Raw genomic sequence first — 20,414 nt, 5'->3', positions numbered from 1 at the left:
CCGGCTCAGCGGCCGCTCAGCGGACTCTCGGCGTTACCCCTCATCGCGTGTCCGACGTCGATGGCGAGGCCCCGGCGAGGAGCACGGCCTGACGGCCGGCCTCGAGCCGCACGACCGGGATGCGCGGGGGCGAGCAGGACAGGTAGTCCAGGCCCGTGCGGGCGAAGAACCCGATCGACGCCGGGTCCCCGGCGTGCTCCCCGCACGCCCCGAGCCCCAGCCCGGGTCGGGCGCGGCGACCGTCACGCGCGGCCAGCTCGACGAGGGCGCCCACACCGGCCTCGTCGAGGGTCTTGAAGGGGTCGGTCGCGAGGATCCCCGCCTCGCGGTAGGCCGCGAGGAAGTTGGCCTCGGCGTCGTCGCGCGACATGCCCCAGCTCGTCTGGGTCAGGTCGTTCGTGCCGAACGAGAAGAAGTCGGCGTGCTCGGCGAGGGCAGCCGCCGTCAGCGCCGCGCGCGGCAGCTCCACCATGACGCCGATGGGCAGGTGCAGCGAGGTGTCGTGGGCGCTGGCGACGTCGGCCACGATCCCCTCCATCCGTTCGCGCGCCGCCGTCAGCTCGGCGACGTCGGCGACGAGGGGGACCATGAGCTCGGGCCGCACGTCGTGGCCGCCGGCCCGCAACGTGATGGTGGCCTCAACCAGGGCTCGCACCTGCGCGTCGATGATCTGCGGCAGCACGGTGAGCAGCCGCACGCCACGCAGGCCGAGCATCGGGTTCGACTCGTGCCACCGGCGGGTCGTCGACAGCCGTCGCTCGAGGGCCGCGTCGAGGGTGCCCCGCTCGTCGGCGAGGGCCGCAGCGACCGACAGCTCGACGAGGTCGGGGAGGAACTCGTGCATGGGCGGGTCGAGCAGCCGCACCACCACCGGCAGGCCCTCCATCGCCTCGAGGAGCGCGGTGAACTCGGTCAGCGCGAGCGCCTCGATCTCGGCGAGGGCGCCTTCTCGGTCGTCGTCGGTGACGAGACGCTCGACGAGCACCCGTCGGGCACCGAGGAGCATGTGCTCGGTGCGGCACAGCCCGATGCCCTCGGCGCCGAAACACCTTGCTGCTCGGGCCTCCTCGGGGGTCTCGGCGTTCGCCATGACGCCGAGCTGGCGCCTCAGGTCGGCGTGGCTGAGGAGGGTCAGCACGGCCCGGACCGTCCGGTCGGGGCTGTGCGAGACGCCTTGGCTGATGGCTGTCGACACCGGGCTGGGCTCGATGTCGCGCTGGCCGGCATACACCTCGCCCGTGGTGCCGTCGACGGACACCACGGTGCCCTCGGGCAGGCTGACCCCGCCCGGGAGGGTGGCCATCCGGGCGACGGGGTCGACGAGCAGACCCTCGACCCCGGTGACGCACGTGCGCCCGAGGCCGCGGGCCACGACGGCCGCGTGCGAGGTGAGCCCGCCACGGGAGGTGATCACGGCACGCGCGGCGAGGAGGCCACCGAAGTCGTCGGGGCTCGTCTCGGGACGGGCCAGCACGACCTGGCGGCCGAGCGCCGTCCACGCCATCGCCGTGGCCGAGTCGAACACGAGCTGGCCGTATGCCGCGCCGGGGCTCGCCGCGAGGCCGTGGGCGAGCGGCGTCAGTCCCTCCTCGGTCGTGAAGGTCGGGTGCAGCAGGGTCTGCAGCTGGGTCCCGTCGACGCGGGTCAGGGCCTCGTCGAGGTCGATGACCCCCTCGTCGACGAGCTCGACGGCGATGCGGAAGGCCGCTGCCGGGCTCCGTTTGCCGAGGCGGGTCTGCAGGATCCACAGTCGCCCCCGCTCGACGGTGAACTCGACGTCGCAGAGGTCGCGGTAGTGCTGCTCGAGCGTGCGCAGGTGCCCGCTCAGCTCCTCGTGCAGGGCCGGCTCGCGGCGCCCGAGCTCGGACAGGTCCATGGGGCTCCGGCTCCCACTGACGACGTCCTCGCCCTGGGCGTCGGGAAGGTAGTCACCGAAGACGCCGGGCGCGCCGCTGACCGGGTCCCGGGTGAAGCACACGCCGCTCCCCGAGCGGTCGCCACGGTTGCCGAAGACCATCTGCACGACGTTGACGGCGGTGCCCAGGTCGTCCGGGATGCCCTCGTGGGCCCGGTAGAGGCGCGCCCGCTCGCCGTTCCACGACGCGAAGACGGCAACGACCGCGCGGCGCAGCTGCTGGCGTGGGTCCTGCGGGAGGTCCTCGCCGGTGCGCTCCTGGACGATCCGCCGGAAGACGCCGGTCAGCCGTTCGAGTGCGGTGGCGTCGAGCTCGGCATCGGTGGCGGCCCCGGTCTCCCGGCGCAACCGCGTCAGCTGCTCGTCGAAGAGGGTGCCGTCGACACCGAGGACGGTGCGCCCGTACATCTGCACCAGCCGGCGGTAGCTGTCCCAGGCGAACCGGTCCTCACCGCGGGAGACGAGAGCAGCCGCCACCGAGTCGGTCATCCCGACGTCGAGGACCGTCTCCATCATCCCCGGCATCGAGAACCGGGCTCCCGACCGCACCGACACGAGCAGCGGCGCGGCCGGGTCTCCGAAGCGCAGGCCGGAGCGGTGCTCGAGGTCGACCATCGCCGCCTCGATCTGCTCCCACAGGCCGTCGGGCTCGCCGCCCCCCGCCAGCCACGCGCGGCACGCCTCGGTCGTGATGATGAACCCCGGGGGCACGGGCAGGCCGAGCCGCGACATCTCCGCCAGTCCGGCGCCCTTGCCGCCCAACAGTCCTGCCATCGTCCGGTCGCCCTCGTGCAGCTCCAGCACGAGGGGTCGCCGTGCGGTGCGCTCCGGTGTCGTGGTCATCGCTCCTCCAGGGCTCGCGGCGGGCCGTGAGCGCGGGCGCGCCGCAGCCTGTCCCTCGAGCGTGCGGCGGAAGGCGACGCGCGCGACAGGGGCTTTGGTCCCGTGCGCGGGGTCTGCTGGGGCGGCGCGGGTGGAGCTAGCGGCGACCGGTGGCCTTGTCGATGGCCTTCTGGGTCGCCTTCTCCGCCTTGGCCTTCGCCCGGTCGAGCTTCTTCGCGGCCTTCTTGTCGGTCGGGTCCACCTGGTCGTCCTCGAGCGCCTTGGGCAGGTGGCCGGTGGAGCGTCGGTAGTACGTCGCCGCACCGCGCTCGGCGGCGACCCGGGCGGCGGCGACGGCCATCGAGGAGAGGGCCGTGAAGAGGATGACGTCCCGGGTGCGCTCACGCTCGAAGTCGCCCTTGACGGGCACGTTGCGGCCGGTCGCGAGCTTCCAGCCCTTCTGCGTGGCGTCGGTCGCGAGCTTGGTCGCGATGATCGTCGTCCCCACGCTGAGGAGCTTCCAGACCGGACCGCCGACCGGGGTGTGCTGCGTCTTGTCGACCTTCGCGGATGCCTTGTCCGAGGCCTTCGCGAGAGCCTTCTTCGTGTCCTTGGAAGCCATGGCTTGACTGTACCCACGCTGCCGCTGGCACTCACGAGTAGAGTCACCTCCACAACTGAAGAGCACCACCACCCATCACGACAGGGGAGCGCAACACGCGCTGAGAGTGCGGCAGCCCGAAGGCAGAGCCGCAGACCCTCGAACCTGCTCCGGTTAGCACCGGCGAAGGAAGTCGGTATTTCTCAGGCCACCGCACGGCATACGTCATCGACGTGTCCGTCCGGCTGGCTTCCCCCAGGTATCCACTTGTCATCACTGGAACCCGGGAGACACACCATGTCCAGAACCACCAGCGCCACCATCACCGCGAGCGGGCCGCTGACCCGCTGGCGCACCATCGACCTGCTCACCTGCGCCTTCCTCGGCGTCGCCTTCGGCGTCGCGTACTGGGCGTGGGGCCTGGTCTACGCCGTCCCGTCGAACGCGGTCTCGGCGGCCTTCCCGCCGCTCGGCGCCCTCTTCAACTGGCCGTGGCTCGTGGCCGGCATCGTCGGCATGCTCATCATCCGCCGTCCCGGCGCGGCCGTCTTCACCGAGCTGCTCGCCGCTATCGTCTCGGCGCTCATCGGCACCCAGTGGGGTCTGGCCACGCTCGTGTCCGGCCTCGTCCAGGGCCTCGGCGTGGAGCTCGGCTTCGCCGCCTTCGGGTATGCCGTGTACCGCTGGGCGCCGCTGCTGCTCGGCGGGTTCCTCGGCGGTGCCTTCGAGGCCGTCTACGAGTGGTACTCCTACTGGACCGACTGGGGCTGGGGCTACAAGATCGCCTACCTCCTCCTGCTCGGTGCGTCGGTGGCGGTCCTCGGCTCGCTCCTCGCCGTCGGCCTGACGCGGCTGCTCGCCGCCGCGGGTGCGCTGAACCCGTTCCCGCCGGGCCAGGAGGTCCGTGAGCAGCGCGCCGTCTGACCGCCGCGCGGTGGACACCCCGGTGACGACGCGGGCAGAGGAACGTGGCCGAGGCCAAGCTCGGGCGACCGGCGGCGTCGAGGTGCGCGTCCGGGACCTGACGTGGCGACCCTTCGGTCGCTCGCGTCCGGTCCTCGACGGCCTCGACCTCACCATCGCGCCCGGCGAGCGCGTGCTGCTCGCCGGGCCGAGCGGGTCCGGCAAGTCGACCCTCCTGCGGGCCGTCGCCGGCCTGCTGCTGACGGCCGACGCCGGCCAGCTGTCGGGCACCGTGGCGGTGGGCGGTCAGGCGCCACAGGACGTTCCGGGCTCGGTCGGCCTCGTCCTGCAGGATCCCGGCGCCGGTGTCGTGGCCTCGAGCATCGGTCGGGACGTCGCCTTCGGCCTGGAGAACGTCTCGCTGCCCCGCGATGACATGCCGCGGCGCGTCGAGTCCGCGCTGCGCGAGGTGGGCCTGACCATGTCCCCCGACAGCTCGCCGGCGACGCTGAGCGGCGGCGAGTCCCAACGGCTCGCGCTGGCCGGTGCCCTCGTCCTGGAGCCGTCGGTGCTGCTGCTCGACGAGCCGACGGCGATGCTCGACGCCGCCACCGCTGCCGACGTGCGGGCTGTCGTGGCCGACGTCGTCGCGCGGCGCGCCCTCACGCTCGTCGTCGTCGAGCACCGCCTCGACGGGTGGCTCGACCACATCGACCGACTCGTCGTTCTCGACGCGTCGGGCTCGGTCGTCGCGGACGGCGAACCTCGCCGAGTCCTGGCCGAGCACGGGGAATCGCTTGCGGCTCAGGGCATCTGGGTCCCCGGCGTCCCTGATCCCGAGCCCCTCGCGCTGGTCCTCGACCCCGCGCCGGACGCCGCGGCCGGGCGGGTGCCGCAGGGCCGCCTCGTCGCGGCGGCTTCCGGCGTCCGGGTCGAGCACCACAGCCGGCGGCTCGGCCAGCGCTCGCGCACGACGCTGGCCGTCGACGGTTCCGACCTCGAGGCGCGGGCCGGCCGCTCGGTCGCCCTCGTCGGACCGAGCGGCGCCGGCAAGTCCTCGCTCATGTCGGCGCTCGGCGGACTGACCGCCCCGGCGCGCGGCACCGTGGACGTCGCGCTACCGCTCACGCCGGCCGAATCGGGAGGTCGAGCCGACGCGCGCGACCGGCTCATGCCCCCGCACGAGTGGTCCTCGCCCGACCTCGCGCGCGTCGTGGCCTGGGTGCCGCAGCGTGCTGCCACCGCTCTCGTCGGTCGCACCGTGCGTGACGACGTCCTGACGACGCCGCTCGCCCTCGGCCAGGACCCCGCCGTCGCCGGTCGCCGGGCCGACGCCCTCCTCGCCGCGCTGGGGCTCGCCCACCTCTCCGACGCCGACCCGCGCCAGCTCTCCGGTGGCGAGCAGCGGCGCCTGGCGATGGCCTCCGCCGTCGCGCACGGCCCGGCGCTCGTGCTCGCCGACGAGCCCACGGTCGGGCAGGACCGGCTGACGTGGGCCGCCGTCTCGGGAGTCTTGGCCGCGGCCCGTGACGAGGGTGCGGCGGTCGTCGTCACGACCCACGACCCCGGCGTCGTCGACGACGCCGACCGTGTCCTCCACCTCGTGGCACCCGCCCAGCCGGCACCAGACCCGGAGCCGGAGCGCCGGCCGCTGCTCGCCCGGGTCGGCCCGCTCGCGCTGCTCGCGTCGGCGCTCTGCGTCCTGCCCCTGCCCGCGCTGCTCGACACGTGGCGCCAGGGCCTGGCCGTCCTCGCCGTCGAGCTGGTGCTCGGCCTCGTGGGCCTCCTCGCCCCCGGCCCCGGTCGCCCTCCCGAGGGGCGCATCCGCGGGGTGCTGGCCCGACTCGCGCCGGCCACGCTCGCCGTCGTCGGCGTCGCATGGTCCGCGTGGCTCCTCGGCGGTCGTGACCTCGAGGTCGCCTCGGGTGCCGCGCTGCGCGTGCTCTGTCTGCTCGTGCCCTCCGCCTTCGTCGTCGGCTTCCTCGACCCCGAGGCTCTCGGCGACCACCTCGCGCAGCGACTCCGGCTCCCGGCGCGGCCCGTCGTGGCGGCGACGGCCGCCCTGCAGCGGCTCCAGTCGTTCGACACCCTGTGGGGCGAGCTCATGAAGACGCGCCGGGTGCGCGGCATCCGGGCCGACCGGGGCCCGCTGGCCCGGGGCCGGGAAGCGGTCGTCGTCACGGGCAGCCTGCTCGTCGGTGCGCTCGCCCAGGCGTCGACGCTGGCACTGGCGATGGATGCGCGCGGTTTCGCCGAGGCGCGGCGGCGCACGTGGGCGGGCGCGGCACCGTGGCGCCTGCCCGACACCCTGGCCCTCGGAGCCGGTCTTCTCGTCATCGCGGCGGCGGTCGCGGCCCGGCTGCTGCTGCCCTGAGTGCCTCGCGGGGCACAATGGGCGGCGCACACCTCCCGACAGGAAGGGGCCGCACGTGCCCATGCCCCGCCGACCCCGCCCAGCCACCCGCGGACGCCGCGGCGCACGGGCGTATGCCGTGCCGACCGTCGCGCTGGGCCTCTCCACCGCCCTCGTCATCGCCGTGGCCGGATGCGGGCAGCCGACGCCGCCGCCCGACGACGCCGTGGCTCCGACGGTGAGCGTGCCCCTGCAGCCGACGATCCTGCCCGTCACCCCGAGCGACGACGCCCCCGACCCGGCCGCCACGACCGGGCCGAGTGACGGCAGCCTCTTCGACGCGGCGTCGAGCCTCACCGACACGAGCTGTCGGGCCACCGGCGAGTCGTGGAGCTTCACCGGGACGCTCACGAACTCCGACTCCCAGGAGCACACGTTCACCGTGGCGGTCTTCCTCGTGAAGACGTCCGACGGGTCCGACGTGGCCAGCAAGGAGGTCGACGTCAAGCTCGCGGCCGGTGCCGCGACACCGGTGTCCGTCAAGAACTTCCACACCGGTCCGAGCACGGGCGTCGAGTGCCTGAGCGGCGTCACGGTGAAGGGTCTCTGAGGTGCGGCTCTTCCTCGTGCGGCACGGGCAGACCCACGCCAACGTCGCCCGCCAGCTCGACACCGCCGTGCCTGGCCTCGACCTCACCGACGAGGGTCGGGCGCAGGCCCGGGCGCTCGCGGACCGGCTCGGGACCGAGGACCTCGGGGCGATCTACACCTCCGACCTCGTGCGCACCCAGCAGACCGCGGCCCCGCTCGCCGAGATGCTGGGCCTCGAGATGGTCGTGCTGCCGGGCCTGCGCGAGATCCAGGCCGGTAACTACGAGATGTCGACCGACTGGCAGCCCTACATCGACGCCGTGGTGCGCTGGCGCGACGACCCGGAGCACACGATCCCGGGCGGCGACAGCGGCGCCCGCTTCCTCGCGCGCTACGACGAGGCGATCGCACGGATCGCCTCCGACGGGCACGAGTCGGCCGTCGCCGTGAGCCACGGTGCGGCGATGCGGGTCTGGTGCTCGGTGTCGCTCGGGCTGGACGCCGACTTCTTCGACGGTCGGCGCCTCGACAACGCCCACGTCGTCACGATGGAGGGCGGGCCCGCGACCGGGTGGCGCCTGCTCGCGTGGGGTGACGAACCGGTCATCCATGGCTGAGCGCCGGTCCGTCGGCGCGTCGACCCGTGTGTCGCAGGCACGCTGGGCCGGCTGCCTGGCCGGGGTCGTCCTCGCCGCCGCCTCGTGGGGCTCGGGGGCGCTGCCGCGTCCCAACCGCCACGTGCTGTGGCCGGGGGTGGCGTCGTGGTCGGCGAGCGGCGGTTCCCCGCTGCTCGCCACCGTGTCGGTGCTCGCGATGGCGGTGCTCGTCCTCGCGTGGTGGCGCCTGCGCGACGCCGAGGTCTCGGTGCGGTGGTGGTGGGTGACGATCGCGCTGTGGTTCGCCCCGCTCGTCGCAGCCATGCCCCTCTACAGCCGCGACCTCTACTCGTATGCCGCCCAGGGCCTGCTCTGGGACCAGGGGCTCAGCCCCTACGACCACGTGGTCCGTGAGCTCGACTCGCCGTGGCGGGGGTCGACGGCTCCGACGTGGCTCGACAGCTCGACGCCCTACGGCCCCGTGTGGCTGCTGCTGGCCCGGACGGTCGCCTCGGTCTCCGGCGAGCTGTGGGTCGCCCTCCTGCTCCTTCGGCTGCTCGCGGTCGTCGGCGTGGTCGTCCTAGCGTGGGCCGTGCCCGACGTGGCCCGCCGGCTCGGCTGGTCGCCCGAGCGGGCCATCTGGCTGGGGGTCGCGGTGCCGCTCGTCGGCGCCCACTTCGTCGGGGGAGCGCACAACGACGCGCTCATGGTCGGCGCGGTCCTCGGCGGTCTCGCGCTGGCCCTGCGCGGGCGGTTCGCCGTCGCGTGCGTCATCGTCGCGCTCGGAGCCATGGTCAAGGTCACCGCCGTCATCGCCCTGCCGTTCGTCGCGATCCTCTGGGCACGCCACGCCATGTCGGCACGGGCGTCGGGGACGGAGGGCACGGCATACGTCCGTTGGGGTGAGGTGGTGCGGGCCGGGGCGCTGACGGCTGTCTGCGCGGGCGTGCCGATGGTGCTCGGCGGGGTGGTGACGGGGCTCGGCTTCTCCTGGCTCAACCCGACGGCGACCCCGGGCAAGAACGAGCAGTGGACGTCGCTGCCCACCGCGATCGGTATCGCCGTCGGGGCGGTCGGGCACCTCCTCGGCCACGACGAGTGGCGCGAGAGCGGCATCGCGACCGCCCGGGCCGTCGCCCTGGTCGTCCTCGCGCTGTTGCTGGTGCTCATCTGGCTCGCGGCGCTCAAGCCAGCTGACACCGGCGGCCTCGTGGACGGGACTGCGGCGGCCGAGGCGCGCCAGCGGCCGGTGCGTGGCATCGCGTGGGCCATGCTCGCCGTCGTCGTGCTCGCCCCCGTCTTCCTCGGGTGGTACTACCTGTGGGCGCTCCCGCTCTTCGCCGTCTCGCTCGGGGCTCTCTGGCAGAAGCGCCTCGAGCTGCCCCTCGCCCTCGTCGCCACCGTCGCGTGCTTCGCGACCCTGCCGGAGGGCTACAGCCTCGGCCTGACGACGACGGTCGTCGGGGTTCCGATCGCCCTCGTCGTCCTCGTCCTGCTGCTGCGACGCGGGCTGCGCACCGCCCGTCGCACCGACTGGCGGCACCTGCTCGACCTCGACCGGCCCCTCGTGCCGCCGCGGTGACCCGGTCACGGAACGGCGACAGTTGACCGTGCCGTCCTGCCGCGCCCGGTTCGGTGTCCCACACTGTCCCGGTGAGTGACTCCGGCTTCGTCGACGAGGCCCCGTCCGGGGACGGCCGACCGCCGCGTCCGCGTCGCTCGGAGCGTCGTCCGGAGCGTCGCCCCGACCGCCCCACGGGCGCAGCCGACGACGGATCCGAACCGACCAGGGCCGTCACCACGACGCGGCGGCGTCGTAGCCTCGTGGTCGTCGGCTTCGTCGTGCTCGTCGTCGGGCTGATCGCCTTCGGCGCCTGGGCCTGGTCGGGCCGTGTGCACGTCGACGACGTCGCCGCCTACGAGACCCTCGTCCAGCAGGTCGAGGAGCTCGACCACACGATGACGCCGCTCGGGCACAGCGAGATCCCGCCCTGTCGCGACGCCATCGACGGGACCGTGACCCGGGGCTACCCGCAGTCGACGGGTCCCCAAGCCGCCGAGCTCGTCGGCTACCTCGAGCAGACCGGGTGGGTGCGGCAGGGCTCCACCCTCCCCGTCTACGCGCACCTGACGCGGACGGACCAGGGCCACCTGCTCACGATCGACGTGCTGGCCCCGAGCGACACCTCGCTCGTGGGGTCCCTGACGGCCCACAGTGCCGCCAGCCGCTTCGGCTGCCTCCTCCGCTGAGCCCGAACGGCCGCCCCGTCCCGCCCCCCGTCCCGCCTCACGGAGGCGGACGCGACGGACGCGTGACCGATGGCACGGGCCACATCGTGGGAATGGCGCGGCCCACGGCATACGCCAATGGGACGCTGGTGCACATGCGCGCGGTCACCCAGAGCAAGAAGCTGCAGAACGTCTGTTACGAGATCCGTGGCCCCGTCCTCGCCGAGGCCAAGCGGCTCGAGGACGAGGGGCACCGCATCCTCAAGCTCAACATCGGCAACCCGGCGCCGTTCGGCTTCGAGGCGCCCGAGGACATCCTCGTCGACGTCATCCAGGAGCTGCCGACGGCGCAGGGCTACAGCGACAGCAAGGGCATCCTCTCGGCCCGGCGGGCGGTCAAGCAGCACTACGAGCTGCGCGACTTCCCGGCCGTCGGCGTCGAGGACATCTACCTCGGCAACGGCGTCAGCGAGCTCATCGTCATGGCGATGCAGGGCCTGCTCGACAACGGCGACGAGGTGCTCATCCCGGCACCCGACTACCCGCTGTGGACCGCGGCTGCGAGCCTCGCCGGCGGCAACGCCGTCCACTACGTGTGCGACGAACAAGCCGGCTGGGCGCCCGACATCGACGACATCCGGAGCAAGGTCACCGACCGCACCCGCGCCATCGTCGTCATCAACCCCAACAACCCGACCGGCGCCGTCTACCCGCGCGAGGTGCTCGAGGCCATCGCGCAGGTCGCGCGTGAGCACGAGCTCATCGTCATGGCCGACGAGATCTACGACAAGATCCTCTACGAGGACGCGACGCACACCTCGATCGCCTCGCTCGCCCCCGACCTGCTGTGCCTGACCTTCAACGGCCTGTCCAAGGCCTACCGGGTCGCCGGCTTCCGCTCCGGCTGGCTCGCGATCACCGGCCCCAAGGAGCATGCGCGCAACTACCTCGAGGGCCTCGACATCCTGGCCAACATGCGGCTGTGCGCCAACGTGCCCGCGCAGCACGCTATCCAGGTGGCGCTCGGCGGCTACCAGTCGATCAACGAGCTGATCCTGCCCGGCGGCCGGCTGCTCGAGCAGCGCAACGTCGCGTGGGAGATGCTCAACGCGATCCCCGGCGTCTCGGTGACGAAGCCGGAGGGCGCGCTCTACCTCTTCCCGCGGCTCGACCCGAAGGTCTACGACATCCGCGACGACCAGCGGTTCGCCCTCGACCTGCTGCGCGAGCAGAAGCTGCTCGTCGTGCACGGCACCGGTTTCAACTGGGCCACCCACGACCACTTCCGGATCGTCTTCCTCCCGCGGGTCGAGGACCTCGAGGACGCGATGGGTCGCCTCGAGAAGTTCCTCTCGACGTACTCCCAGTAGTCGCCGCCGTCGCCGGGGCGCTCAGCGGGAGGCGGCCCACCACTTGAGGAGCAGGCCGAGCACGACGCCCCAGACGACGGTGAGCAGCAGGCTGACCCCGACGGCGAGCAGCGCGAGCCTGCGGCCGCCCGGCTCGCGGCGGGCCAGGCTGAGCCCTGCGAGCGCCAGACCGAGCAGCTGCGGGACGAAGGTGAACCCGAGGACGACGGCGGACAGCGACGCGACGACCGCGCCCCGGGCGAGCGGCGCCTCGGACGCCAGCCGCGCTGCCGTGGTGTCGCGGGGACGATCCGGCTCGCTCACGCGTTCAGGGTAACGATGAACGAGAGCACGTATGCCGTCCGGCCGGCCCCGCGAACCGCGCTCGCCGCCGGCGCGACCCTCCTCGTCACGCTGGCCCTCGCCGGGTGCGGTGGCTCCGACCCGACGCTGGCGGACCTGCCGGCCGGCGTCGCGAGCGCGAGGCCGAGCATCACCGCCGACGAGGCGAACTTCGTCCTGGCCGCGCAGAAGCTCGGCGCGGCGGTGACCGGGGCGACCGTCAACGACGACATCGAGACCGCGACGACGACCTGCTGGGCCCTGAAGAACAGCGGTGTCCAGCTGGCCCAGATCGCGATGGACGACGACAACAAGCCGCTGACCAACACCGGCGAGGCGTTGCGGACGAAGCAGCTCATGGCTGCGGGCATCCAGACGTTCTGCCCCGACTACGACGGCCAGGTCTCCCAGCTCAAGCTGCCGTGACGCCGCCGCACACCGGCAGCCGGGCCGGCGCGGAATACCTCGACCGGCGTGACCCGTTGGCACTCTCGTGAGTCCTGCCGCCAGAGCCCAGCTGAACATCCTCGACCTCGTGCCCGTCCTCGACGGCGGCACCGCCGGTGAGGCCATCGCCTCGACGGTCGACATCGCGCGCCACGCGGAGAAGTGGGGCTACCAGCGCTACTGGATGGCCGAGCACCACAACATGCGTGGCGTCGCGTCGAGCTCGACGGCGGTGCTCATCGGGCACGTCGCCGACCAGACCGAGACGATCCGTGTGGGCGCCGGAGGCATCATGCTTCCGAACCATGCGCCCTACGTCGTCGCCGAGCAGTTCGGCACGCTCGCGACGATCCACCCCGGCCGCATCGACCTCGGACTCGGGCGCGCCCCCGGCACCGACCCGTTCACGACGCGCGCGCTGCGCCGCAACGAGGCCGCCGCGATGAACTTCGCCGGCGAGGTCGAGGAGCTCATCGGCTACCTCGGCGACCCGGACCCCGACGCGAAGGTTCGGGCCATTCCGGGTGAGGGCACCCACGTGCCGATCTGGATCCTCGGCTCGAGCCACGGCGGCGCCCAGGTGGCCGCAGCCCTCGGCCTGCCCTACTCCTTCGCCTCGCACTTCGCGCCCGCAGCGCTCATGAGCGCGCTCGAGGTCTACCGGTCGCGGTTCACACCGTCGACCGAGCCCGGCGGCCTCGACGCCCCGCGCACGATGGCCGGCGTCAACGTCATGGTCGCCGACACGACCGCCGAGGCGGAGCGCCTCTTCACGAGCGTGCTCCAGCGCTTCCATGGCATCGTCACCGGGCGCCGAGCCGGCCTGCCCGAGCCGCAGGGCGACATCGCGAGCCTCATGGGCACGTGGTCGCCGGCCGAGCGCCAGGCCGTGAGCGAGATGACCCGCGTCTCGCTCGTCGGCACGCCCGACGAGGTCCGCGACGGGCTCGCCGGCTTCGTCGAGGCGACCGGCGTCGACGAGGTCATCGTCACCTGCGGCGCCCACGACCACGAGGACCGGCTGCGCTCCTACGAGCTGCTCGCCGACGCGTGGAGCTGAGCCACGGACCCGGCGCCGCCCCGACCCCGACCTCTGAGAGGCTGCACCCCATGACCGAGAGAGACCCGAAGGACCTGCGCCGCGTCACGCTGACCCGCGACAGCGTCGGCCGCTACACCGCGCGCAACGACCGCGGCGGCTCGATCACGCTCAGCTCCGGCACCGACGAGCTCTCGCCGGTCGAGCTGCTCCTCGCCGGCATCGCCGGCTGCACCGCCGTCGATGTCGACACCGTGACGACGCGCCGTGCCGAGCCCGAGCAGTTCGAGATCGAGGTGACGGCCGACAAGGTCAAGGACGAGCACGGCAACCACCTGCAGGACATCGAGGTGCGCTTCCGCGTCCGTTTCCCCGAGGGCGACGGTGGCGACGCTGCACGCGAGATGCTGCCCAAGCTCGTCAAGCGCTCGCACGACGAGTGGTGCACGGTGAGCCGCACCGTCGAGATGGGGACGCCGGTCACGACGACCGTCGAGTGAGCCGAGCGACCACGCCGTCGGCGACGCGACAGACCGCCATGTGGTCGGTTGTCGCGGTGACGACGACGTATGCCGTTTGTCGGGGCCGCGCCGGATGGCATACGTCCGCGGTGGACGGGTCAGCTCGGGGGCAACCGGCGCACGGTGAGGATCTGTTCGGCGCGGCCCACGGGTCCGCGCTCGTCGTGCAGCGTCGTCGAGGTGAGTCCGAGCCCGGTCGGTCCCATGGTCACGCGGGTGTCGAAGCCGATCCAGCCCCGGACCGGCTCGCGGAAGAGGTGCACGCTGAGGTCGACGTTGGGGAACATCCACTCACGGGGCGAGACGCGTACCGCGATGCCGTTCGCCGTGTCGGCCAGTCGCACGAGATCCGCTGTGGGAGAGCAGGTCTCGCCGTCAAGGAGCGGGTTGAGTGCCCGGATCCAGGCGCGCGTCCGACCGGGTCGGCGCTCCGGGTCGACGCGGAACTCGAGGCCCTCGATGTAGCCGCCCTCCCACGTGTCTGCTCCGGTCCACGGCTGCATGACGTCGGGAGCGGGGATCGCCTCGAGCTCCACGCCGGCCACCGGCTCGGAGTCGTGTGCGGCGAGCCGCCACGCGTGAGCTCGCACGACCGGGCGGTCGTCGACGACGAGCGTCGCCTCGACGAGCTCGATGGTGCGCCCCGGCCGGGTCGTGCGCACCTCGACCCGGCTCGGCCGCGCCGGGATCATGCCGAGGATGTCGAAGGAGATCCGGGCGAGCTGCATGCCCTCGCGGGGCTCGTGCAGGTCGATCTCGTGAGCGAGGATGCCGCTGACCGGCGCCATGTGCTGCTCGTCGTCGCGCCACGCGCCCTGCACGTGGACGGTGGGTGCATAGAGTCCTGGGCCGAGCCGGCGGTAGAAGGCAGGAGTGTCGCCGTCGAGCGCGAAGGCGGTGCTGTCACGGGTGTCGCTGGTCACGCGACCACCCTAGGCAGACGGTGCAGCGTCCCGTGAAGCGCCACCGCCGGGCCCGTCGGAGAGCCCCAGCCCGAGGTCGACCATGCGGACCAGGCGCGGGGCGAGCTCGTCGACGGCGCCCGGCGGGAGGTCGCGCAGCGGCCCCTCGAGCGCGAGCATGGCCATGCCGTGCACGGCGGACCAGGCGAGCAGCTCGGCTCCCGGGCGTTCGCGCTCGGACATGACTCCCGCGTCGACCATGGCGTCGAGGGAGTCGGACAGCAGCTGGAAGGGGGTGCGGCCACCCTCGCCGGCAGCCTCGGCCGATGCGGCCCGGCTGAGGTCGACGGGAACCGCGAAGGCCGCGCGGAACAGGCCCGGCTCATCCATGGCGAAGCGCAGGTAGCCGACGCCGACCGCACGGAAGCGGGCTCGCGCCCGCGGGCCGGCGTCGAGGTCGTCGGGAACCCCGTTCATCGTGGCGCTGATGACATCGGCGGCGCGGGCCTGGGCCCGGGAGACGACCTCGCCGAGGAGCGCGTCGCGGGCCGCGAAGTGGCGGTAGGCCGCATTGGCCGAGACGCCGACGCGGCGGGTCGCCTCACGCAGGACGACCTTGTCGGGACCGCCCTCGCGGGCGAGATCCGTGCCGGCCTCGAGCAGGGCGCGGCGCAGGTCGCCGTGGTGGTAGGTCGCCCGGGCAGCAGGGGTGTCACGGGCGTCGGACGCATCGCGCGCCGCGCTCGTCGTCGGCTCGGCGTCGGAGGCGGCGTCGGGGGCGGCGTCGGAGGCGGCGTCGGAGGCGGCGGACCGGGTCACAGGCCCATCATGCTCCGGGGTGCCGCGACGGACGCCACCCGACCCCGGGCCGGACATCGGTGTCGCGCTCAGAAGCCGAAGCGTCGGGCCGTACTGCGCACGGCCTCGGCGGAGGCCCGCAGGCCCGACAGCTCCTCGTCGGTCATCGGCACCTCGATGCGGTCGCCGACCCCGCCGGCATGGACGATCGCCGGGACCGAGAGGCAGACGTCGCTGATGCCGTAGTAGTCGTCGAGCAGGGACGAGACGGGCAGGATGCGGCGCTCATCGTAGAGCACCGCCTCGATGACCCGCGTCGCCGCGAGGCCGATCGCGTAGTTCGTGGCGCCCTTGCCCTCGATGACCCGGTAGGCCGATTGCACGACGTCGGTCGCGATGCGGCTGCGGGCCTCCTCGTCGAGCGCGATGCGCCCGTCCGGGGTGCGCCACTGGAGCAGCGGCACCGAGCCGATCGAGGCGGACGACCACAGCGGCAGTTCGGAGTCGCCGTGCTCGCCGATGACGTAGGCGTGCACGCTCTGGGCCGCGACGCCGGTGTGCTCGGCGAGCAGGAAGCGCAGCCGGGACGAGTCGAGGACCGTGCCCGAGCCGAAGAGCCGCTCCGGGGGGAGCCCGGACACCTGGAGCGCGGCATACGTCACGACGTCGACCGGGTTGGTGACGATGAGGTGGACGGCGTCGGGGGCGACTTCGACGAGTCGGGGCAGGATCGCCCGCATGATGCCGATGGTCGACTCGGCGAGATCGAGGCGGGACTGGCCGGGCTTCTGCTTGGCACCGGCCGTGAAGACGATGACGTCGGAGTCGGCGAGGACCTCGATGTCGTCCGAGCCGCCGACGTGTGCCATCGGGACGAACTGGATGCCGTGGCTGAGGTCGAGCGCCTCGGCGTGGACCTTGGCGGCGTTGACGTCGAAGAGCGCGACGTTCTTGGCGACGCCACGCATCAAGGCGGCATACGCCAGGGTCGCGCCGACGGCGCCCGCCCCGACGATCCCCAGCTTGGTGGTGCGGCGGCGTGTCCCGTCTCCCGGTGCCTGGGCGGTCATGGTCCGGTCCTCCGTCGCTCGTCGTCCGAACTGGCTGTCGGGCTGGTGCTGCCCACGCTAGCGGCGGTCCGGCGCGCCGCGTGTGACGATGGGGTCGTGGACCTGCCCGGCGATGCCCTCCCGCTGCCGGCCGGCTACCCGGTGCAGCCCCCGCCGCTCCGGCCACCCGTGGTCTTCGACCAGGTGTGGCGCGACCTGACCTTCGTGCACTGGCCGGTCGACCCCGACTCCGTGCGCCACCTCTTCCCGGCGGGGACGCGGCCGGACGTCTTCGTCGACGGCCTCACCTACGTCGCCCTCGTCCCGTTCGTCATGGACGGCATACGCCTCGGGCGGGCGCCGTCGCCGCGCCTGCCGTGGCTGGGCAGCTTCCTCGAGACGAACATCCGGCTCTACTCCGTCGACGACGCCGGCCGCCACGGCGTGCTCTTCCGGTCCCTCGAGACCGAACGCGTGGCCGTGGTGGCGGCGGCGCGCGCCGGCCTCGGGATCCCGTACACGTGGGCGCGGATGCGGCTGCGCCGCGACGGCGACCTCGTCACGTACGAGAGCCGTCGGCGCGCCCCGTCCCGCGGCCTGCGCAGCCTGCTCACCGTCCGCGTCGGCGACCGGGTAGAGCCCACGCCGCTCGAGACGTGGCTCACCGCGCGCTGGGGCGCCCACACCCGGGTCACCGGGCGCACGCTGTGGGTCCCCAACGAGCACGAGGCGTGGCCGTTGTATGCCGCGGGCGTCGTCGATCTCGCCGACGACCTCCTCGGGGCGAGCGGTGTCACCCCCTCCGGACCCCGGCTGCGGGCGCTGTGGTCGCCCGGGGTGGCCACGCGCTTCGGGCGTCCGTCCCGCGTGGCCTGACCGGAGGGCCGCCTCCTAGGCGAAGAGCTCGCGCAGGCAGGCCTCGAACATCGTCGTGTGCGCGTCGACGTCGGCGGCCGTCGTGGCCGGGCTCATGAGCGCCATGTTGTGGAACGGCGTCAGGAGGATGCCGCGGTTCAGGGCGTAGAGGTGGAGGTACTGCTGCAGCTCGAAGTCGTCGGCATCGTGCGCCTCCTGCCCGTCGTGCGACGGGCGGCCGGAGAAGTTGTACTCGGCCCGGGCGCCGAGCCGGGTCACATGCCAGGGGGCACCGACGGCGTCGATCCCCGCCTGCACGCCGTCGGCCCACGCGTCGGCGAGCGGGACCATGTGCTCGAAGGCGGCCGGCGTCATGACCTGCTCGAGGGTGGCCTTCATCGCAGCCATCGACAGGCCGTTGCCGGCGAGCGTGCCGCCGATGCCGCCCACGTCGATGTCCTCCAGCTCGACCGACCGGGCGATCCGCTCGGCGATGTCCTGACTGAAACCGAAGGTGCCGCAGGGGATTCCGCCGCCGATGGACTTCCCGATGACGAGCATGTCGGGAGCGAGCCCGTGCGTTCCGGTGTAGCCGCCCGGGCCGGCGCAGATGGTGTGCGTCTCGTCGTTGATGAGCAGCGCGCCGTGGCGCGTCGCGAGCTCGCGGACCCCCTCGTTGTAGCCGGGGTCGGGCAGGACGATGCCGATATTCGTCAGTGCGGGCTCGACGAGGATCGCGGCGACGTCGCCGTGCGCGAGGGCCCGCTCGAGCGCCTCGAGGTCGTTGAACTCGACGACGCGGGTCGTCTCCGACGTGGCGACCGGGGCGCCGATGTTGCCGGGCCGATCCACGGTCGACCCGTCCGGACCCAATGTCGCGAACGCCTCGTCGACCGAGCCGTGGTAGCACCAGTTGTGCACGACGACCTTGCTGCGGCCGGTCAGGTGCCGGGCGTAGCGGATGGCGTGCCGGTTGGAGTCGGTGGCGGTCAGCGTGAACTGCCAGTAGGGCAGGCCGAAGCGCTCGGCCAGACCCGTCGACACCTCGATCGCGTCCTCGGTGGGCAGCATCGTCGTGATCCCGCGTGAGAGCTGTCGGGTCACGGCTTCGACGGTGGGTGCGGGGGAGTGGCCCATCATCGCGCCGGTGTCGCCGAGGCAGAGGTCGACGTGGTCGATGCCGTCGACGCAGGTGAAGTGCGCGTCGGCAGCGCTCTCGACGAAGACGGGGAAGTCGCCGGGCCACTTGACCATCCAGCTCATCGGGACACCGCCCGGCATGTGCTCCGCGGCCTGCTCGGCGAGGGCTCGGGACCTCGGCCGGGCGGCGGTGAAGGCGGCGCGTTCGCGGGCGTGCAGCTCGGCCAGGCGGGCGCGGTCGACGGTCCTCATGACCGCATCATGCCGTGCCCGGGCGCACGGCGGAAGTCACGGTCCGAACCTCGTCGCACCACGGATTCCGTAGGTCCTTGATGCCGATTCAAGTGAAACGGCATGGACGGCCGGGTCGTCTCGAGGGCCGCGCAGGTGGCATGATCCCGGCCATGACCCCGAGCGGTTACCGCGGACTCAGCCTCTGGCACGACACGATCGACGACATCGAGCCACGTCCCGCGCTGGCCACCGACCTCGAGGTGGACGTCGCCGTCGTCGGCGCGGGCTACACGGGCCTCTGGACGGCATACCACCTCGTCACGTCGGACCCGACGATCCGGGTGGCCGTCATCGAGAAGGAGGTCGCCGGCTTCGGCGCGTCCGGTCGCAACGGTGGTTGGTGCTCGGCGCTGTTTCCCGCCTCGCTCACGCGGATGGCGGCCGAGGGCGGCCGCGACTCGGCGGTGCGGATGCAGCACCTGCTGCACGACACGGTGGCCGACGTCGGACGGATCGCCTCCGCGGAGGGCATCGACTGCCACTTCGACCAGGGCGGCTACCTCGCCGTCGCGCGCAACCCGGCGCAGCTCGAACGGGTCCGGGGGGAGGTTGCCGACCATCGTCGGTGGGGCTTCGGCGAGGAGGACCACCGGCTCCTCGACGCCCACGAGGTCACGGCGATCGCCGGCGTCCGTGATGCGCTCGGCGGCTCGTTCACGCCCCACTGTGCGGCGATCCACCCCGCTCGGCTGGTCCGCGGCCTGGCCGACGCCGTCGAGCGGCGGGGCGTCGTCATCCACGAGCGCACCGCCGCGGTCGACGTGGGCGGCCGACGAGTCGTCACGGCACACGGCACCGTCCGAGCGGAGCACGTCGTCCTCGCGACCGAGGGCTACACGCCGACCGTCGCGGGCCGGCGCCGGGCCATCGCGCCGATCTACTCGCTCATGACGGCGACGGAGCCGCTGCCGCACGCCACCTGGGCTCAGATCGGACTGGAGAACCGCACGACGTTCGCCGACAACCGGCACCTGACGATCTACGGGCAACGCACCCGTGACGGACGGATCGCCTTCGGCGGCAGGGGTGCTCCCTACCACTACGCCTCGAAGGTGTCGCCGCGCTTCGACCGAGACGAGCGCGTGCACGCAGCCCTGCAGCGGATCCTGCTCGAGCTCTTTCCCGTCCTCGAGGGCGTCACGTTCAGCCACGCCTGGGGCGGCAACCTCGGTGTGCCTCGCGACTGGTTCCCCTCCGTGCGACACGACCGGCACACCGGGCTGGCGTTCGCCGGCGGCTACGTCGGCGACGGTGTGGCGACCTCGGCGCTGGCGGGCCGCACGCTGGCCGCGATGATCCGCGGCGACGACCCCGACGACCTCGCCTCGCTTCCCTGGGCCGGGCGCACGTCACGCAACTGGGAGCCGGAGCCGCTGCGGTGGCTCGGGGTCAACGCCGTCACCGCCCTCATGACCTCAGCCGACTGGTCCGAGCGCCGCACCGGCCGCCCGTCGCGCGCGGCCTCGGCCTTCTGGGCCGCCTTGGGCCAGTAGGTGATCCGTCCACCGGTGGCGTATGCCGTGTCGGCGGACTCGTCGGGCGCTGCGTGCGCATGTCGAATGAGGTGCAGAGCCATGAGGTCAACCTAGAGCGGGTCCGTGCCACCACTGGCCCCCATCACGCGACTCGATGTCCCACCCTTGGTCGGGGACCCTGTCGTATTCGCCC

Annotated in this window: 19 protein-coding genes and 1 riboswitch; of the genes, 12 read left to right on the top strand and 7 right to left on the bottom strand. The window is 73.0% G+C overall.

The genetic code is table 11. The annotated features are described in order from the left end of the window. Positions 1–40: 40 nt before the first annotated feature. Together ppdK and AB4030_RS01325 are read right to left on the bottom strand one after the other, a co-directional pair. Complete coding sequence (ppdK, locus tag AB4030_RS01330) at positions 41–2,758, bottom strand: pyruvate, phosphate dikinase (protein ID WP_442277369.1); 2,718 nt, start codon at positions 2,756–2,758, stop codon at positions 41–43. A 136-nt stretch (positions 2,759–2,894) separates the two neighbouring features. Next, positions 2,895–3,359, bottom strand: coding sequence for a DUF4235 domain-containing protein (locus tag AB4030_RS01325; protein WP_442277368.1), 465 nt, complete (start codon positions 3,357–3,359; stop codon positions 2,895–2,897). Between the two features lie 72 nt (positions 3,360–3,431). Next, positions 3,432–3,547: riboswitch (TPP riboswitch) on the top strand. Between the two features lie 88 nt (positions 3,548–3,635). Here AB4030_RS01325 and AB4030_RS01320 point away from each other — a divergent pair. From AB4030_RS01320 to AB4030_RS01290, 7 genes are all read left to right on the top strand, one after another. Continuing rightward, positions 3,636–4,262, top strand: coding sequence for an ECF transporter S component (locus AB4030_RS01320; protein WP_442277367.1), 627 nt, complete (start codon positions 3,636–3,638; stop codon positions 4,260–4,262). Positions 4,263–4,284: 22 nt separating this feature from the next. Then, the gene (locus AB4030_RS01315; protein WP_442277366.1) at positions 4,285–6,615 is read left to right on the top strand and encodes an ATP-binding cassette domain-containing protein; all 2,331 of its coding nucleotides are present in this window, start codon (positions 4,285–4,287) and stop codon (positions 6,613–6,615) included. Positions 6,616–6,670: 55 nt separating this feature from the next. Beyond that, on the top strand, positions 6,671–7,204 hold the full coding sequence (locus tag AB4030_RS01310) for a hypothetical protein (protein ID WP_442277365.1): 534 nt from the start codon (positions 6,671–6,673) through the stop codon (positions 7,202–7,204). Between the two features lies 1 nt (position 7,205). Continuing rightward, on the top strand, positions 7,206–7,802 hold the full coding sequence (locus AB4030_RS01305; RefSeq protein ID WP_442277364.1) for a histidine phosphatase family protein: 597 nt from the start codon (positions 7,206–7,208) through the stop codon (positions 7,800–7,802). Beyond that, positions 7,795–9,363 (top strand): polyprenol phosphomannose-dependent alpha 1,6 mannosyltransferase MptB, encoded by a 1,569-nt coding sequence (gene mptB / locus AB4030_RS01300; protein ID WP_442277363.1) that lies wholly within the window; start codon positions 7,795–7,797, stop codon positions 9,361–9,363. The genes AB4030_RS01305 and mptB overlap by 8 nt, the downstream gene beginning before the upstream one ends. 71 nt (positions 9,364–9,434) lie before the next feature. Continuing rightward, positions 9,435–10,031 carry a hypothetical protein gene (locus tag AB4030_RS01295; RefSeq protein ID WP_442277362.1) on the top strand — a complete coding sequence of 199 codons (597 nt, stop codon included), beginning with the start codon at positions 9,435–9,437 and terminating at the stop codon, positions 10,029–10,031. 134 nt (positions 10,032–10,165) lie between these two features. After that, entirely contained in the window at positions 10,166–11,380 is a 1,215-nt protein-coding gene (locus AB4030_RS01290; protein WP_442277686.1) for a pyridoxal phosphate-dependent aminotransferase, read from the top strand. A gap of 21 nt (positions 11,381–11,401) precedes the next feature. Here AB4030_RS01290 and AB4030_RS01285 read toward each other — a convergent pair whose 3' ends face one another. Then, positions 11,402–11,683, bottom strand: coding sequence for a hypothetical protein (locus AB4030_RS01285; RefSeq protein WP_442277361.1), 282 nt, complete (start codon positions 11,681–11,683; stop codon positions 11,402–11,404). A 15-nt stretch (positions 11,684–11,698) separates the two neighbouring features. On the opposite strand from AB4030_RS01285, the gene AB4030_RS01280 reads away from it, so the two are divergent. The 3 genes from AB4030_RS01280 (at position 11,699) to AB4030_RS01270 (ending at position 13,687) form a co-directional block, all read left to right on the top strand. After that, positions 11,699–12,127 (top strand): hypothetical protein, encoded by a 429-nt coding sequence (locus AB4030_RS01280; protein WP_442277360.1) that lies wholly within the window; start codon positions 11,699–11,701, stop codon positions 12,125–12,127. A gap of 67 nt (positions 12,128–12,194) precedes the next feature. Then, entirely contained in the window at positions 12,195–13,208 is a 1,014-nt protein-coding gene (locus AB4030_RS01275) for an LLM class flavin-dependent oxidoreductase (RefSeq protein ID WP_442277359.1), read from the top strand. Between the two features lie 50 nt (positions 13,209–13,258). Next, entirely contained in the window at positions 13,259–13,687 is a 429-nt protein-coding gene (locus AB4030_RS01270; protein WP_442277358.1) for an OsmC family protein, read from the top strand. Between the two features lie 119 nt (positions 13,688–13,806). On the opposite strand, the gene AB4030_RS01265 is transcribed toward AB4030_RS01270, so the two are convergent. The 3 genes from AB4030_RS01265 to AB4030_RS01255 form a co-directional block, all read right to left on the bottom strand. Next, the gene (locus AB4030_RS01265; RefSeq protein ID WP_442277357.1) at positions 13,807–14,631 is read right to left on the bottom strand and encodes a thioesterase family protein; all 825 of its coding nucleotides are present in this window, start codon (positions 14,629–14,631) and stop codon (positions 13,807–13,809) included. A gap of 9 nt (positions 14,632–14,640) precedes the next feature. Next, positions 14,641–15,429, bottom strand: coding sequence for a TetR/AcrR family transcriptional regulator (locus AB4030_RS01260; RefSeq protein WP_442277356.1), 789 nt, complete (start codon positions 15,427–15,429; stop codon positions 14,641–14,643). Positions 15,430–15,497: 68 nt separating this feature from the next. Then, the gene (locus AB4030_RS01255) at positions 15,498–16,478 is read right to left on the bottom strand and encodes an L-lactate dehydrogenase (RefSeq protein WP_442277355.1); all 981 of its coding nucleotides are present in this window, start codon (positions 16,476–16,478) and stop codon (positions 15,498–15,500) included. Between the two features lie 96 nt (positions 16,479–16,574). Between AB4030_RS01255 and AB4030_RS01250 the strand changes: the two genes are divergently transcribed. Beyond that, entirely contained in the window at positions 16,575–17,333 is a 759-nt protein-coding gene (locus AB4030_RS01250) for a YqjF family protein (protein WP_442277354.1), read from the top strand. Positions 17,334–17,348: 15 nt separating this feature from the next. On the opposite strand, the gene AB4030_RS01245 is transcribed toward AB4030_RS01250, so the two are convergent. Beyond that, complete coding sequence (locus AB4030_RS01245; protein WP_442277353.1) at positions 17,349–18,704, bottom strand: aspartate aminotransferase family protein; 1,356 nt, start codon at positions 18,702–18,704, stop codon at positions 17,349–17,351. 152 nt (positions 18,705–18,856) lie between these two features. Here AB4030_RS01245 and AB4030_RS01240 point away from each other — a divergent pair, with 152 nt between their 5' ends. Then, positions 18,857–20,239, top strand: a complete 1,383-nt coding sequence (locus AB4030_RS01240; protein WP_442277352.1) for an NAD(P)/FAD-dependent oxidoreductase — start codon at positions 18,857–18,859, stop codon at positions 20,237–20,239. The last annotated feature ends 175 nt before the right edge of the window (positions 20,240–20,414 follow it).

It is taken from the genome of Terrabacter sp. 2YAF2 (genome assembly GCF_052114705.1).
GTDB lineage: Bacteria > Actinomycetota > Actinomycetes > Actinomycetales > Dermatophilaceae > Terrabacter.
This window is presented reverse-complemented; position numbering and strand designations above follow the sequence as displayed.

Bases quoted from the DNA above. Each gene is read 5' to 3' on its own strand.
- AB4030_RS01270 (WP_442277358.1), top strand. From the start codon at position 13,259: ATGACCGAGAGAGACCCGAAGGACCTGCGCCGCGTCACGCTGACCCGC.
- mptB (WP_442277363.1), top strand. From the start codon at position 7,795: ATGGCTGAGCGCCGGTCCGTCGGCGCGTCGACCCGTGTGTCGCAGGCA.
- AB4030_RS01320 (WP_442277367.1), top strand. From the start codon at position 3,636: ATGTCCAGAACCACCAGCGCCACCATCACCGCGAGCGGGCCGCTGACC.
- ppdK (WP_442277369.1), bottom strand. From the start codon at position 2,758: ATGACCACGACACCGGAGCGCACCGCACGGCGACCCCTCGTGCTGGAG.
- AB4030_RS01245 (WP_442277353.1), bottom strand. From the start codon at position 18,704: ATGAGGACCGTCGACCGCGCCCGCCTGGCCGAGCTGCACGCCCGCGAA.
- AB4030_RS01325 (WP_442277368.1), bottom strand. From the start codon at position 3,359: ATGGCTTCCAAGGACACGAAGAAGGCTCTCGCGAAGGCCTCGGACAAG.
- AB4030_RS01255 (WP_442277355.1), bottom strand. From the start codon at position 16,478: ATGACCGCCCAGGCACCGGGAGACGGGACACGCCGCCGCACCACCAAG.
- AB4030_RS01240 (WP_442277352.1), top strand. From the start codon at position 18,857: ATGACCCCGAGCGGTTACCGCGGACTCAGCCTCTGGCACGACACGATC.
- AB4030_RS01280 (WP_442277360.1), top strand. From the start codon at position 11,699: ATGAACGAGAGCACGTATGCCGTCCGGCCGGCCCCGCGAACCGCGCTC.
- AB4030_RS01290 (WP_442277686.1), top strand. From the start codon at position 10,166: ATGCGCGCGGTCACCCAGAGCAAGAAGCTGCAGAACGTCTGTTACGAG.